The following is a 13,847-nucleotide window of genomic DNA, read 5'->3' as shown; positions in this document are numbered from 1 at the left end:
TGGCGGCAAACCCGGACGGCGGTTGCCCCGGAACGGGATAATCATAGCCATGACGGCTCCTTCCCCCGGTCAAGCCGATGCACACATCGGTGACCAAGCGCAACAGACGCCCCCGGCGGGCAACCCGGCCGGCGGCGGTCTTCCCGACGGGCTACCCTTCAAGCAACGCCTGCAGGCCCTGGCCGTGATCATCCTGGGGCTGGTCGTTTCGGTGCTGGACGCCTCCGTCGTCAATCTGGCGCTGCCGCCCATCATGCGCGACCTCAACGCCAGCGCGGCCGGCTCCATCTGGATCCTCAACGCCTACCAGCTCACCACCCTGGGCCTGCTGCTGCCCCTGGCCAATCTGGGCGACCGCCTGGGCCACCGCCGCGTCTACCTGGTGGGCATGGCCGTCTTCACCCTGGCATCCCTGGCCTGCGGTCTCGCACAGACCCTGCCCCAACTCGCGGCCGCCCGCGCACTTCAAGGCGTGGGCGCCGCCGGCATCATGAGCGTGAACGCCGCGCTGGTGCGGCAGATCTACCCGCGCCGCCTGCTGGGCCGAGGCCTGGCCATCAATTCGATGGTCGTGGCCGCCTCCACCGTGGCGGGGCCGACGGTGGCCGCGGCCATCCTCTCCATCGCAACTTGGCCCTGGCTGTTCCTGGTCAACATCCCCTTGGGCATCCTCACGCTGTGGCTGGGGCTGCGTTCGCTGCCACACAGCCCCAAGGCAACGCACCGCACGGAATGGACGCTGCTGGACGCGGCGCTGAACGTACTGGTCTTTTCCTTGGTTTTCCTGGGCGCGGACGGGCTGGGCACCCACCTGGACGCCGCGCCGGGCACGGCCCACGCGGGGGGTTCGGGTGTTGCGGGCTTCGGCGCGCCTGACCTGCTGCTGCCCACGCTGCAGTTGCTGGCCGGCCTGCTGCTGGGCGTCTGGTACGTGGCGCGCCAGCGGCGCATGACGCGCCCGCTGCTGCCGCTGGACCTGCTGCGCATGCCGGTGTTCGCCCTGTCCATGTGCGCCTCGGTCGGTGCCTTCTGCGCGCAGATGATCGCCTTCGCCGGCCTGCCCTTCCTGCTGCTGGAAGTGCAGGGCCGCACCCCTCTTCAGGCCGGCGCCCTGCTCACGGCCTGGCCGCTGGCCATCGTGGTGGCCGCGCCCCTGGTCGGCCGCGTGATCGGCAAGGTGCCCGGCGCCTGGCTGGGTGCGGCGGGCATGGCCCTGCTGGCCACGGGCCTGGTCCTGCTCGCCCTGCTGCCACCGCAGGCCAGCGACGTCTGGGTGGTGGCCTGCTTGCTGCTGTGCGGTGCGGGCTTCGGCATCTTCCAGTCGCCGAACAACCACATCATCCTGACCACCCCACCCGCCCAACGCGCGGGTGCGGCGGGCGGCATGCTGGGCACCGCGCGCCTGACGGGCCAGACCCTGGGCGCCGTGGTGCTGGCCACCGTGTTCAGTTTCTACCCCCTGACCGTGATCGGCGGCGCGGACGCAGCAGACACGGCCTTCGGCCCCACACTGGCCCTGGCCATCGGCGCCGTGTTCGCCCTGGCCTCGGGCACCGCCAGCCTGCTGCGCCAGCCGCCGAGAAGCGCACACGCCCAACCATGAGACAAGCAGCTCCATGACCACCAGCCTTGATCCCTCATCCCTCCAGGTTCGTCCCGTCAACTACCGCGACCCGCGTGATGCCAGTGCGCTGGTCACGCTGCTGGACATGTACGCGCGCGACCCCATGGGCGGCGGCGAGCCCTTGCCCGAGGACGTGAAACGCCGCTTGCCCGGTGACCTGGCCGCGCAGCCGGGCGCGTACAGCGTCATCGCCTGGGCAGGGTCCGGGGCCGATCAGGGTGAGGAGAAAGCCGTGGGCCTGGCGAACTGCTTCCTGGGCTTTTCGACCTTCAAGTCACGCCCCCTGCTCAATATCCACGACATGGCTGTGCACCCCACGCATCGCGGCCGGGGTGTCGGCCAGGCCCTGCTTGCCGCCGTCGAGCAGCACGCGCGGCACCTGGGTTGCTGCAAGCTCACGCTGGAAGTGCTCTCGGGCAACGCGGTGGCCCAGGCCAGCTACCAGCGCTTCGGCTTCGCCCAATACCAGCTGGACCCGGCGGCGGGGCAGGCACTGTTCATGCAGAAGTGGATCTAAAAGCCAGCCTTCATAGCGAGGAGCATCGTCGAACTGGCAAGCTCTGCACCTGCGCCTAAACAGGGGGACGAACCCAGCGATTCATTCCACGCTCTGAGCTTTACCCCAAAGCCTGATGACATTCACGATGAGCAGCATGTCAAACATAATCGTGCCAAGCAGCGCGACAACAGACTGCCTGGTAGCGATACTTGCAGCAAGCGTCCCTACACCCGTAAGAGCCCAAATAAAGTTGCAGATCAGAGCCACTCTGCGCAAAGCGTTTTGATACGACCAAATCGGAAGACGCGCAAAGAATTTGACGCCTCGCGAGAGAAAGATGGCTGTCAGCAAGAATGTGCATATCAGGAATCCCACCACCAGTAACGCAGCCGTATCAACATGCGAGAGCGTCCGCAATATGAACACGGCGCCCGGAACGAGCAGCACAACGCAAATCCAGTTCAGCGTTCCCAAACCATGGTGCGTCGGCTGCCACGATGGTTGAGCTCCTGGTATGGCCCCTGTTCCCAGTGCGGTCGGTGACTCCTCCTCCCCAGGAGTTTCTTTTGCGTTATCAGGAAGCTGCCGTCCGCAGGTGGGACAGGCAACGGCATAGGAAGGGGCCAAGTTGCCACAGTGCCGACACTGTTTGTTAAGAAAATTTCCCATGTTGCGAGGTATCGCGGTTGCAGTGCTGGACTCCACATTAGACATTGCATTTCTTCGGCTCAAACAGAAAAAGCAAGCCGTCGCACAAATCCGGTTCTCTCTAAACCCCCAGATACTGCTGCCACACGCCCCGATCCGCCCGCAGCGCCGCCGAATCCCCCTGCCACACCACCCGCCCCCGCTCCAGCACCAGGTGCCGATCAGCGAGGTCGAGCAAGCGCTCGATGTATTTGTCCACGACCAGGATGGTCTGGCCCAGGTCTTTGAGCTGGCGCAGGCACTTCCAGATTTCCTCGCGGATCACGGGGGCCAGGCCTTCGGTGGCTTCATCGAGGATGAGCAGGCGCGGGTTGGTGGAGAGTGCGCGGGCGATGGCCAGCATCTGCTGCTCGCCACCCGAGAGTTGATTGCCCATGTTCTGCCGGCGTTCCCGCAGACGCGGGAACAGGGCGTAGAGCTTGCCCAGGTCCCAGGCTTCCCGTTGCTCGTTGCGGGTATCGGCGAAGGCGAGCAGGTGTTCTTCCACCGTGAGGTTGGGGAAGCACTGCCGCCCTTCGGGCACGATGGCCACGCCCAGGCGGGCGATGGCGTCGGGTCGCAGGGCCTGGCGCGGGCCGCCAGCCTGCGCGGCCGCGACCGTCGTTTCGCCGAAACGGATGCGGCCCCGGCGCAGGGGCAACGCGCCGATCAGGGTCTTGATGGTCGTGCTCTTGCCCATGCCATTGCGGCCGAGCAGGGTCACGACTTCACCGGCCTGGATGCTCAGGTTGATGCCGAAGAGCACCTGGCTGGCGCCTTCACCCGTTCCCCCATCCGCACCATAACCCGCCTCGATGTGCTCGGCGTGCAGCAAAGGCAAGGCCACACTCATCAAACTTCCTCCGTGCCCAGGTAAACCGCCTGCACCTGCGGGTTGCCGCGGATGTCGTCCACGCTGCCCGAGGTCAGCACCTTGCCGTAGACCAGCACCGAGATGCGGTCGGCCAGCGCGAACACAGCCTTCATGTCGTGTTCGATCAGCAGGATGGCCATGTCTACTTTCAGTGTCTGGATCAGCGCCGTCATGCGCTCGCTGTCCTCCGGCCCCATGCCCGCCATGGGTTCGTCGAGCAGCAGCAGCTTCGGCCGCGCCGCCAGGGCCAGGGCCACATCGAGCTGGCGCTGCGCGCCATGCGGCAAGGCGCCGGCCGCGCGGTCCAGCGCGCCGCCCAGGCCCACGCGCTCGGCCAGTGACACGGCCTGCGCACGCAGGGCCTCGTCCCGCGCGCGATCGCCGAGAAAAGTCTGCAGCACACGCAACAGACCTCGGCCACCGCCCGGATGGCGCCCGCCGGAAGACTGCACGGCCAGCAGCAGGTTGTCCAGCACAGTGGCCTTGGGAAAGATGCTGGTGATCTGGAAGCAGCGCGAGAGGCCGGCACTGACGCGCGCATGCATGGGCAGGGGCGTGAGGTCCGCACCGTCGAGCGTGATGCGGCCCGCGTCCGGCGCATGCAGACCGGAAATCAGATTGACCAGCGTGGACTTGCCCGCGCCATTCGGTCCGATCAGCGCGTGGATCTCGCCTGCGTTGACGGCCAGGGAGACATCGTCCGTGGCCCGCAGCGCACCGAAGTTCTTGACCAGGCCCTGAACCTGGAACAGGGCCGCTGCGGCTGTTAAAACGCTCATGCCGCGCCCTCCTGGGCCGCCGCGCTGGTCGCGGCGCGTGTCGTCAGCGCACGGCCTTGCAGCAAGCCTGCGATGCCGCGCGGCGCGAGGAAGACGATGGTGACGAGCAGCACGCCCAGCGGCAAATGCCAGTATTCGGTATAGGCCTTGACGATTTCTTCCAGTCCGATCCACACGGTCGCCCCCACCGGACCGCCCCAGCGCTGTCCCACGCCACCGATGACCACCATCACCAGCAGCATGGCCGATTGCGTCCAATGCATCATGGACGGGCTGGCGAAGTTGTTGTGCGAGACCAGCATGGCCCCGGCCAGGCCCGCCACGCCCCCGCGATGGCGAAGGCGGCGAGTTGGATGCGGCGCACCGGGAAACCCAGCGCCCGCATGCGCGTTTCGTTGTCACGCACGCCCATGAGCGCGTGGCCAAAGCGTGAACGCGTGGCGCGGTTGAACAGCAGCATGGCACCCGCGAACAAGGCCAACACCACCCAGTAGAAAACACCATCGTTCAGCGTGTTCAGACCCACGCCGAAGGACGTGGGCGTCACCAGGTTGTAGCCGTCGTCCCCGCCATAAGGGCGCAGTGACACCGCGATGTAATAGAGCATCTGCGCGAAGGCCAGCGTGATCATGATGAAATACACGCCACGCGTGCGCAGGGCCACCAGGCCGATCAGGGCGGCAGCCAGCGCCGCCACCAGCAGGGCCGCGGGCCAGAGCAGCCAGGCACTGTGCACACCGGCATGCGCCAGCGCGACCAGCGTGTAGGCGCCCACGCCCAGGAATCCGCAGTGCCCCAGGGCGGCCAGGCCGCCGAAACCGAGGATGAAGTTCAAGCCCGCGGCAGCCAGCGCAAAGATCAGCACGCGCCGCACAAAGCCCACGTAAAAGTCCAGCCCCAGCGAGGGCGCCACCAGCGGGAACACCGCCAGCAACAACAGCGCCACCCAGGGCAGCCAACGAGCCAGTTTCATTTCAGCCTCTCGCCGGAAAGAGTCCGGCGGGCTTGAACGCCAACACCGTCGCCATCAAGGCATACATGGCCAGCCCCGCGATCAGCGGTGCGACGTCGGACACGGCCGCGGGCGGCAGCACGGCGCGCAAGGCCATGGGCACGAAGGCACGCCCGCAGGTGTCGACCAGGCCCACCAGCAAGGCCGCGATGAAGGCCCCGCGCACCGAGCCGATGCCGCCAATGACCAGCACCACCAGGGCGGGTATCAGGATCTCCTCGCCCATGCCGACCTGCACCGCCGTGATGGGCCCCATCAGCGCACCAGCCAGCGCGGCCAACGCCGCGCCCAGCAGAAAGACGCCGGAGAACACACGCCCCACACGCACCCCCATGAACTCGGCCATCGCGCGGTTGGAGGCACCCGCGCGCACCAGCATGCCCACACGGGTGTGATTGACCAGCAGGTACAGGCCCAGCGCCACCAGCAGGCCCACAACGAGGATGAGCAGGCGGTAAGACGGGTACGGCAGGCCGGGCAGGATTTCGATGGGCTCGGCCAGCGCCGCCGGCGCCGAAGCCATCAAGGGTGCAGGCCCCCAGATCATTTTCACCGCGTCGTCGGCCACCAGGATGATGCCGAAGGTGGCCAGCACCTGGGCCAGATGGTCACGCCCGTAGAGGTGACGCACCAGCAAGGCTTCCAGCACCAAGGCGACCAGCAGCACCACGGCCAACGCAGCCAGCAGGCCGGCCACGAAGGAACCGCTGCTGGTGTGCACCTGGGCCGCCACATAGGCCCCGCCCATGAAGAGCGAACCGTGGGCCAGGTTCATCACGTCCATGATGCCGAAGACCAGTGTCAGGCCGGCGGCCAGCAGGAACAGCATCAGGCCATAGCCGATGCCGTTGAGCATCTGCTCGACAAAAAGTATGGGGGTCATAACCAACAACGTCCGCGCGCTACAAACCCAACCCAGGGCTCCCGCAGAACCGGCAAAGCCTGAGCCGCTGGGAGCGCCCCGGACACGCAAGTGACCCTGCCGTGCCCGGGGGAGGCGCCGAAGGCGCCTCGGGGAGCACATTCACAATTTGCATTGCGTGTAATAGGCGTCGCGGTAGCCCTTGAGCGGCGTCGACAGCGTCTTGTTGGTCAGAACGCCGTCCTTGTTCTTCTCGATCACGCGCAGGTAGTAGTCCTGGATCGGGAACTGGTTGTTGCCGTACTTGAAACTGCCCTTGATGGACGCGAAGTTGGCCGCCTTGAGGGCCTTGAGCACTGCGTCCTTGTCGTCGACCTTGCCCTTGACGTCCTTGACGGCGGCGTCCATGGCCATGATGGCCTCGTAGGCGTGGGCGGCGTAGAAGGTGGGGTAACGGCCATAGGCCTTGCGGAACTCGCTCACGAACTTCTGGTTGGCGGCGTTGGGCAGGTCATGCGACCAGGGCGAGGTGGAGTACAGGCCCAGAATGGGCTCGCCGACGGCGGCGATGGTGTCTTCCTCGGCGGAGGCCGGGCCAGTGATGAGGCGCACCTCCTTGGACAGGCCGGCGGCGACGAACTGCTTGATGAAGTTGATGCCCATGGCGCCGGGCAGGAAGAAGAACACGGCCGCCGGCTTGGCGGCGCGGATCTGCGCCAGCTCGGCCGCGTAGTCCAGCTGGCCGACCTTGCCGTAGACCTCGGCGACGACCTCGCCCTTGTAGGTGCGCTTGAAGCCGCCCAGGTGGTCACGGCCCGCCGGGTAGTTGGGCGCGATCAGGAAGGCGCTCTTCACCTTCTGGTCGCTGGCCCACTGGCCTGCGGCTTCGTCCCAGGTGTCGTTCTGGTAGCTCAGGCCGAAGAAGTAGGGGCTGCACTGCTCGCCCGCGTACTGGCTGGGGCCAGGGTTGCTGCTGATGTAGGGCACCTTGGCGCCGAACAGCACGGGACCCACGGCCAGCGCGATGTTGGACGGCACGGGGCCGGTGAAGAAATCAATGTTGTCGCGCTGCACGAAGCGCTGCACGATCTGGCGCGCCTGGTCGGGGCTGCCGGCCGTGTCGGCCTGGATGAATTCGGCCGGGTAGCCGCCCAGTTTGTTGTCCAGCAGCTTGATGGCCAGGTTGATCGCGTCGCGCGCCTCGGCACCGCCGACCGCGAAGGGGCCGGACAGGTCCAGCGCCAAGCCGACCTTGACCGGGTCAGCGGCCTGGGCGTTCAAGCCGAAGCTCAGGGCCAGGGTGGCCACGGCGGCGGGGAAGAAAGAAGATTTCATGCGTGCTCCATGTAGGAAAAATCAAAGGAAACCCAACCCGGACTCGACCCAAGGTCGACAAAGCCCGAAGTTTTAACCGATTCCGACCTCCACCCGCCCTGCCCCGTCCTTGAAGACGACGCGGATCGGGAAACTCCGCACGGCCTCTGTCACCGGGCCGCCACAAGGTTGGCCGGTGGCGATGTCGAACAGGCCCTGGTGCAGCGGGCATTCGACACAGCCGTTTTCGATGTAGCCGTCCGACAGCTTGGCCGCGCCGTGCGTGCACAGGTCGTGCAGCGCGTGCAGCACCTCGCCCGCGCGAAACACTGCAATCGGCATGCCAGCGGCCACCACGGGCCAGACCGCGCCATCGGGAAAGTCCTCGGGCTCGCCCACGTCATGCCACTGCAATTTTTCTTGTACCTGAAAGTTCATAAAGCTCCGTGCTGTTGAACAACCCAAAGGCCCTTCAAGGGCACCCGCGGAACCGGCTTTGCCGGGCCGCTGGGTGCGCCCCGAACTCGTAGGGTTCCCTTGCGAGAACTGGGGGATACGAGCCACACCCAGTGGGCGAGAGTCGGGGGTGGGTTTATATCGGAGTGGCCAACAAGGTCATGACGCGCGAGGTGTCGTAGATCACCCGCTTGGACTTGTAGCGCCAGCCTTCGGGCGTGCGCACGATCAGGTCCAGGTAACGTCCGGCTTGGTAGACGAAGGACTCGCCATTGGTGCGGGTCTGGATCACCACGTAGCTGGATTCGGCTTGCACCGTGTCCGCGTCGACGTTCTGGATCGTCAGGCCTGAGGTCATGTGGCGGTTGCTGTGGTCTTCGTAGATGTTGGCGTGGCGCAGCGAGAGCACACGGTCGCGCAGCATCTTCTGGTTGTCGCAGTAGATCAGGCCGATGGGCAGGCCCTGGTCGGCGTTTTCCTTGGGGACGATCTCATACAGACAATCCGGCGTGAACATGGCCGCCCAGTCTTCGAGCCGGTTGTTGTCCAGCGCGGCGCAGTAGCGCTCCTGCAACTGGCTGATCTCGAACCAGAGGGTGATGGACTCCAGCGTCGCAACGGCAGGTTCGGTCACGGCCTGGGCCGCGGGTTTCTTGAGCGTCAGGGTGGTCATGGTCGCTGTCCTCTTCGGTCCGTTTCAATAGCCCATGAGCTTCTGGTACCCCGCCCAGAACTTGCGGATCAGATTCTCGGTGATCATGGTGTCCTGCCGCGGCTCGACATCACCGTCGGTCAACCCCAGCGCCATGATGGAAGCGGCGTCACCGTCGCGCAGAGTGGCGCGCTGCACCAACTCCGTCGCCTCGGTGTCTTCCATCGAGATGTAGCCGGCCGGCCCGACGAGGTTGGCCTGCTTGATGCGCAAGGCACGCAGCTCGGGCGTGTCGTCTTCGTAGCCGAAGAAGTGGAACACCAGCTCGAACTGATCCGGCCCTTTGGGCAGCACCTGGCGGCAGACCAGCGTGTTGTGGATCTGCTGCAGCACCAGTTGCGGAAAGATGGTCTGGATGTGGTTGGTGCAGTCTTCCTCGTACTCGGAGACGAAACCCAGCACCGAGTCGTCCTCCAGGTGGAAGCCTTCGTCCATGGAGCGGATGGCCTGCTGTTTGTAGGCGTCGGCCGTGTCTTCTTTTTCTTCCTTGGGTTTGGTCGCGGTGATGATGCTGTGCAGACCGTGCGTGGCGTCGGGCAGGGAACGCGCTTTCATGCCCACGCGGAAGATGTTGAAAGTGGTGTGGAACAGGTGCAGCAGGCTGGCGTGGTACGGGTCCTTCACGTTCTCGTAATAGAGCTTCCAGTTGCTCTTGGCGAATTGCCGCGTGCAGCCCAGGTAGACGATGGGCTTGTGCATGATGCGGTCCACCCAGGGCCGCATTTCAGCGCCCAGGTACTCGGGCAGCGGCGGTGTCTCCGCACTGAAGGTGGCGAAGACGATGCCCTGGTAGCTGTCCACGCGCAAAGCTTTCAGGCTATGTTCGGCGGTCTTGAAGTCGGCTGGCATGCCGGGCGCGCCGTCCTTGCCGCGCCGAAAAGGAACGCCCTGCAAATTGCCCTTGCAGTCGAAACTCCACTGGTGGTAGACGCAGGTGTGTTCCTTGGCGTTGCCGCGCGCATTGCGGCAGACCATGGCGCCCCGGTGCGCGCAGCGGTTGACCCAGCAGGCCAGTTCGCCTTCGGGCGTGCGCGTCACCACCACGGGCGTGTCGCCCACGAAGGTGCTTTTGTAGTCGCCCGGGTTCGGGATCTCGCATTCCAGCGCCACGAAGCTCCAGACCGGACCGCGGTAGATGCGTTCCTGCTCGCGCTCGTAGACCTCCTGCGAGCTGAACACCTTATAGGGCGTGCGCGAACCGTCCGCCCGGGGGAAATGCACCACGGCTTCTTGGGCAGGCACCGAGGCCCCTGCCCCCATATTCGCGCCCGTTTTCGGTGCACCGATGTCAACGACGTCATTCATAAGTGTTCTCCTTGCGACTTACCCCGACCTGCGCCATGTCGGCGTGGCGGGGCATGGCCTCATTGTTGAAGTCTCACGGTCGCACGGCTATCCGTTTGTGGCAGACCGAGGCATGCACTGTCCGTTTCGCGCGGCTTTCACGTCGCGGCTTGATCTGCACGAAGAAACGCCTGCGGGGCTTGGCGCGCTTCTTGCTGATTTCTGCCTGCTTCCGGGCTCTTCCTTGGAACACCGAACCGGCCATGCAACTTGCCCCTCGTACCGCAGTCGCCGTCACAGCCGTCCCGGGACCGTTCGAACCACAGGCCTTGCGCGCGCACCGACTGTTTGAATCGGGCGACCTGGACGAAGCGCGCGAACGCATCTCGCGCGTGATGCAACCGCACCGCCTGCAGCCACTCGGCGCAGGTTTGGGGACACCATCGCGTTCCCACATGGACTACACCCGCCTGGGCGACCTGGGCCTGGGCACGATCGCCTTCTTCGGCCAGCCCACACGGGTGGATGTGGAGGCGGTGGAGGACTACCACCTGCTGATGTTCTGCCTGCGCGGGCACGCCCAGGTACGCAGCGCCGGCCAGACCCTGACGGCCAGCACCCGCAGCGGCGTCATCTGCGCGCCGGGTCATTCCTTCCTGGCCGATCTGTCTCCGGATTGCGAGCAGTTTGTACTGCGCCTGGACCGCCGCATGGTCGAGGCCCACCTGGGTCTGGACGAGATGCCCGCCCGCTTTCACGCAGCGCTGGATCTGCGCCGCCCCGCGCTGCAGGCCTGGCTGGACCAACTGCGCCTGCTCGCGGCCTCACCCGCGCTACTGGACACGGCACGGCGCCATCCCTTGGTCGCCGTCGAGATGGAACGCCTCCTGGTGCATCTGCTGCACGAAGGCCAGGGCCTGGGCGCGGACACGCACGACGCCAACCTGCAGATCACGGGCATCGCGCCGGCCTGCGTGCTGCGCGCCGAACGCTACATGGAAGAACACGCGGGCTCGGCCCTGCGCCTGGTCGACATCGCCACGGCGGCCGGCACGCCCACGCGCACTCTGCTGGAAGCCTTCAAGCGCTTTCGCGCCACCAGCCCCATGCAGCACCTGCAGGCCCTGCGCCTGGAACGTGCCCACGCTCTGCTGCGCGCCGGGGCAAGCGAACCGAGGAACGGGGCAGCCCAGGAGACGACGTCCGTCGCCACCATCGCCTTCGATTGCGGCTTCACTCACCTGGGGCGTTTCGCCCAGGCTTATCGCCGACGTTATGGCGTGCCGCCTTCGGTCACGCTGACGGCGCGGCGCTGACCGAGGCGAGTCTGTGCGCTCAGTCCTTGGACGGCAGGCGCGCGACGCCCTCGGGCGCAGCCGGTGCTTCGAGCGCGCGGCCCTCGCGCACCACAGCCTCGCTGGCGCGATGTTGCATCACCAGGCCATCGATGGCCAAGGCATAACCGCCCACGCCAAAGCCCGCCATCACGGCCGAGGCCACGGGGCTGATGTAGCTGTGGTGGCGGAAGGCCTCGCGGGCATGGACGTTGCTGATGTGCAGCTCGATCAGGCGCACACCCGCGCCCTTGATCGCGTCGTGCAGGGCGATGCTGGTGTGGGTGTACGCGCCGGCGTTGAGCACCACGCCGATGGCGGTGCCCTGGGCCTGAGCCCGCCCGGCTTCGTGCAGCCAATCGACCAGCGCACCTTCGTGGTTGGTTTGACGAAAATCCAGCTTCAACCCATGCTGGGCCGCCGCGCGTTCGCACAGGGCCTGCACATCGGCCAGGGTCTGCGCGCCGTAGATGCCCGGCTCGCGCGTGCCCAGCAGGTTGAGGTTGGGACCATTGAAGACGTAGAGGGTTTTCATGGTGTTTGAGTCTAAGCGATCCCCTCTCCGGGCAGGGAATCAGCCCCGAACGGTCCGTTGGACGCACCGCCATGAGCCGACCCCTTGCTCCATCTGACAGGCAAGCGCCATCTTCTCCAAGACTTTTCTTTGACATTGAAATGTCAAGAGCGACATATATGCTCGCCGGGCGTTTTTCAACGCAACCACGACTGCCTACAACATCTCTCTTCATGTATTCCCCTGTGAGCCAGTTCATCCAAACCACGTCCACAAAAATGAGCGAGGGCATGCCATGCACTTCCTGAATCGTTGGAAACTGCGCAACCGCGTGCTCGCAGGCTTCGCGCTGGTCATGGCGCTGCTGATCGGTGGCTCGGTCGTGGGCGTGCTCCGCGTGGGCCAGCTCAACAGCCGCATCCACCGACTGGTCGAGGTGGACATGCACGCGCTCGATCTTTCGCGGCAATGGGCCGGCCTCACCGAAGTCAGCATCCAGCGTAGGCTGGTCAGCATGGCCGTGAACGACCCGGTCTTCGTTACGGCATTCACTCGCAAATCCAAGGAGACGTCGGCCCGCATCGACGCCGTGCAGAAGGAACTCAACGGCATCGAGCAAGCCCCGAAGCCGTGCATCTGGTCGAGGTCATCAACCAAAAGCGCAAGGTCTACCAAGACCTGCGAGAGGGGTTGATCAAGAAAAAGGAAGCCGGCGAGAACGTGATCGCGGGGATTTCCGGCGATCTGATTCCCGCCATGGAAACCTATCTGGAGGCGATCAACGCCTATGCGGACTACACCCACGACAGCGTGGCCAAGGCCACCGCCGAGATGGAAGACCAGGCCCGTCTGACGCGCGGACTGGTCGTCGCGCTGCTCGGCCTGGCGTCGGTTCTGGGCGTCGCGGTGGCCCTGATGATCACCCGCTCCGTGACACAGCCCCTGGAAACAGCGCGCAGGCAGACGGCGCATATCGCCGACGGGGACTTGACTCAGCGCATCGACGCCCGGGGTGGTGACGAGCTGGCCGCCTTGAGTCTGAGCCTTTCCGAAATGCAGGAGAGGCTGGCTGTCACCATCGCCTCCGTGCGCAGCTCGGCCGATGAAGTGCGACTCGCCTCTAGCGAAATTGCCTCGGGCAACCAGGATCTCTCCAACCGCACCGAGCAGGCTGCCAGCAGCCTGGAGCAAACCGGTGCGGCCATGGCCCAATTGAGCGATGGCGTGCGCCAAAACGCCGAGGCCGCGCGCCAAGCGGACGCCCTGGCGCAGACCGCCTCGCAAGTGGCGCATCGCGGAGGTGCCATGGTAGAAGAAGTGGTCCGCACCATGCGCGATATCCAGAACGCGTCCAACCAGATTGGCGACATCATCGGCGTGATCGATGGCATCGCGTTCCAGACCAACATCCTGGCCCTGAACGCCGCCGTGGAAGCCGCCCGCGCGGGCGAACAGGGACGGGGTTTCGCCGTGGTGGCGGGCGAGGTGCGCTCCTTGGCCCAGCGCTCGGCCGAGGCCGCGCGCACGATCAAGTCACTGATCTCCGCCTCCATCGAGCGCGTGGATGGCGGCAGCCGCCTAGTGAGTGAAACCGGCGAAACCATGGGCGAGGTGGTGCGCAGCGTCAACCAGGTCACGCAGATCATCACCCACATCTCCAGTTCCAGCGCCGCGCAGGCGCACACTCTGGGAGAAATCGGCCAGGCCGTGCACCACCTGGACCAGATGACTCAACAGAATGCCGCCCTGGTGGAACAGTCTGCCGCGGCGGCGCAAGGGCTGCGCGAGCAGGCCAATGATCTGGTGCAGACCGTGGCCAGTTTCCGACTGTCACGCTGAATCGGCAATCCGCATGCCACGCAAAGACGCGTAGTTTTCAGGTTCCCGGGTTCTCGG

General features: G+C 65.6%; 13 protein-coding genes and 2 pseudogenes. 5 read left to right on the top strand and 10 right to left on the bottom strand.

Translation table 11 applies throughout. The annotated features are described in order from the left end of the window. Positions 1 to 49: 49 nt before the first annotated feature. Entirely contained in the window at positions 50 to 1,603 is a 1,554-nt protein-coding gene (locus DW355_RS11095; protein WP_207388012.1) for an MFS transporter, read from the top strand. 13 nt (positions 1,604 to 1,616) lie between these two features. After that, a complete protein-coding gene (locus tag DW355_RS11090; RefSeq protein ID WP_131280119.1) occupies positions 1,617 to 2,141 on the top strand; it encodes a GNAT family N-acetyltransferase in 525 nt (174 codons plus the stop codon). Positions 2,142 to 2,222: 81 nt separating this feature from the next. On the opposite strand, the gene DW355_RS11085 is transcribed toward DW355_RS11090, so the two are convergent. From DW355_RS11085 to andAc, 9 genes and pseudogenes are all read right to left on the bottom strand, one after another. Then, positions 2,223 to 2,570 (bottom strand): hypothetical protein, encoded by a 348-nt coding sequence (locus DW355_RS11085; RefSeq protein ID WP_131280118.1) that lies wholly within the window; start codon positions 2,568 to 2,570, stop codon positions 2,223 to 2,225. A gap of 322 nt (positions 2,571 to 2,892) precedes the next feature. Further along, complete coding sequence (locus DW355_RS11080) at positions 2,893 to 3,663, bottom strand: ABC transporter ATP-binding protein (protein WP_242671118.1); 771 nt, start codon at positions 3,661 to 3,663, stop codon at positions 2,893 to 2,895. Continuing rightward, positions 3,663 to 4,463, bottom strand: coding sequence for an ABC transporter ATP-binding protein (locus DW355_RS11075; protein ID WP_131280116.1), 801 nt, complete (start codon positions 4,461 to 4,463; stop codon positions 3,663 to 3,665). Before DW355_RS11075 ends, DW355_RS11080 begins: the two co-directional genes overlap by 1 nt. After that, positions 4,460 to 5,436, bottom strand: a pseudogene (locus DW355_RS11070) (branched-chain amino acid ABC transporter permease). The gene DW355_RS11075 and the pseudogene DW355_RS11070 overlap by 4 nt, the downstream one beginning before the upstream one ends. 1 nt (position 5,437) lies before the next feature. Continuing rightward, complete coding sequence (locus DW355_RS11065; protein WP_131280115.1) at positions 5,438 to 6,358, bottom strand: branched-chain amino acid ABC transporter permease; 921 nt, start codon at positions 6,356 to 6,358, stop codon at positions 5,438 to 5,440. 141 nt (positions 6,359 to 6,499) lie between these two features. Continuing rightward, positions 6,500 to 7,672 (bottom strand): ABC transporter substrate-binding protein, encoded by a 1,173-nt coding sequence (locus DW355_RS11060; RefSeq protein ID WP_131280113.1) that lies wholly within the window; start codon positions 7,670 to 7,672, stop codon positions 6,500 to 6,502. 72 nt (positions 7,673 to 7,744) lie between these two features. Further along, the gene (locus tag DW355_RS11055) at positions 7,745 to 8,089 is read right to left on the bottom strand and encodes a non-heme iron oxygenase ferredoxin subunit (protein WP_131280111.1); all 345 of its coding nucleotides are present in this window, start codon (positions 8,087 to 8,089) and stop codon (positions 7,745 to 7,747) included. Between the two features lie 154 nt (positions 8,090 to 8,243). Continuing rightward, positions 8,244 to 8,780 carry an anthranilate 1,2-dioxygenase small subunit AndAd gene (gene andAd, locus DW355_RS11050; protein ID WP_242671117.1) on the bottom strand — a complete coding sequence of 179 codons (537 nt, stop codon included), beginning with the start codon at positions 8,778 to 8,780 and terminating at the stop codon, positions 8,244 to 8,246. A 24-nt stretch (positions 8,781 to 8,804) separates the two neighbouring features. Next, positions 8,805 to 10,079 (bottom strand): anthranilate 1,2-dioxygenase large subunit AndAc, encoded by a 1,275-nt coding sequence (gene andAc / locus DW355_RS11045; RefSeq protein ID WP_131282615.1) that lies wholly within the window; start codon positions 10,077 to 10,079, stop codon positions 8,805 to 8,807. A gap of 287 nt (positions 10,080 to 10,366) precedes the next feature. On the opposite strand from andAc, the gene andR reads away from it, so the two are divergent. Then, the gene (andR, locus tag DW355_RS11040; RefSeq protein ID WP_131280109.1) at positions 10,367 to 11,419 is read left to right on the top strand and encodes an anthranilate 1,2-dioxygenase regulatory protein AndR; all 1,053 of its coding nucleotides are present in this window, start codon (positions 10,367 to 10,369) and stop codon (positions 11,417 to 11,419) included. A gap of 115 nt (positions 11,420 to 11,534) precedes the next feature. Here andR and aroQ read toward each other — a convergent pair. Continuing rightward, positions 11,535 to 11,972, bottom strand: a pseudogene (gene aroQ / locus DW355_RS11035) (type II 3-dehydroquinate dehydratase); the annotation flags it as partial. A gap of 274 nt (positions 11,973 to 12,246) precedes the next feature. Here aroQ and DW355_RS11030 point away from each other — a divergent pair. Together DW355_RS11030 and DW355_RS11025 are read left to right on the top strand one after the other, a co-directional pair. Next, positions 12,247 to 12,645 (top strand): hypothetical protein, encoded by a 399-nt coding sequence (locus tag DW355_RS11030; protein WP_131280106.1) that lies wholly within the window; start codon positions 12,247 to 12,249, stop codon positions 12,643 to 12,645. Then, on the top strand, positions 12,582 to 13,790 hold the full coding sequence (locus DW355_RS11025) for a methyl-accepting chemotaxis protein (protein ID WP_165493180.1): 1,209 nt from the start codon (positions 12,582 to 12,584) through the stop codon (positions 13,788 to 13,790). Before DW355_RS11030 ends, DW355_RS11025 begins: the two co-directional genes overlap by 64 nt. The last annotated feature ends 57 nt before the right edge of the window (positions 13,791 to 13,847 follow it).

This window comes from Hylemonella gracilis (assembly GCF_004328645.1).
Classification (GTDB): domain Bacteria; phylum Pseudomonadota; class Gammaproteobacteria; order Burkholderiales; family Burkholderiaceae_C; genus Hylemonella; species Hylemonella gracilis_B.
This window is presented reverse-complemented; position numbering and strand designations above follow the sequence as displayed.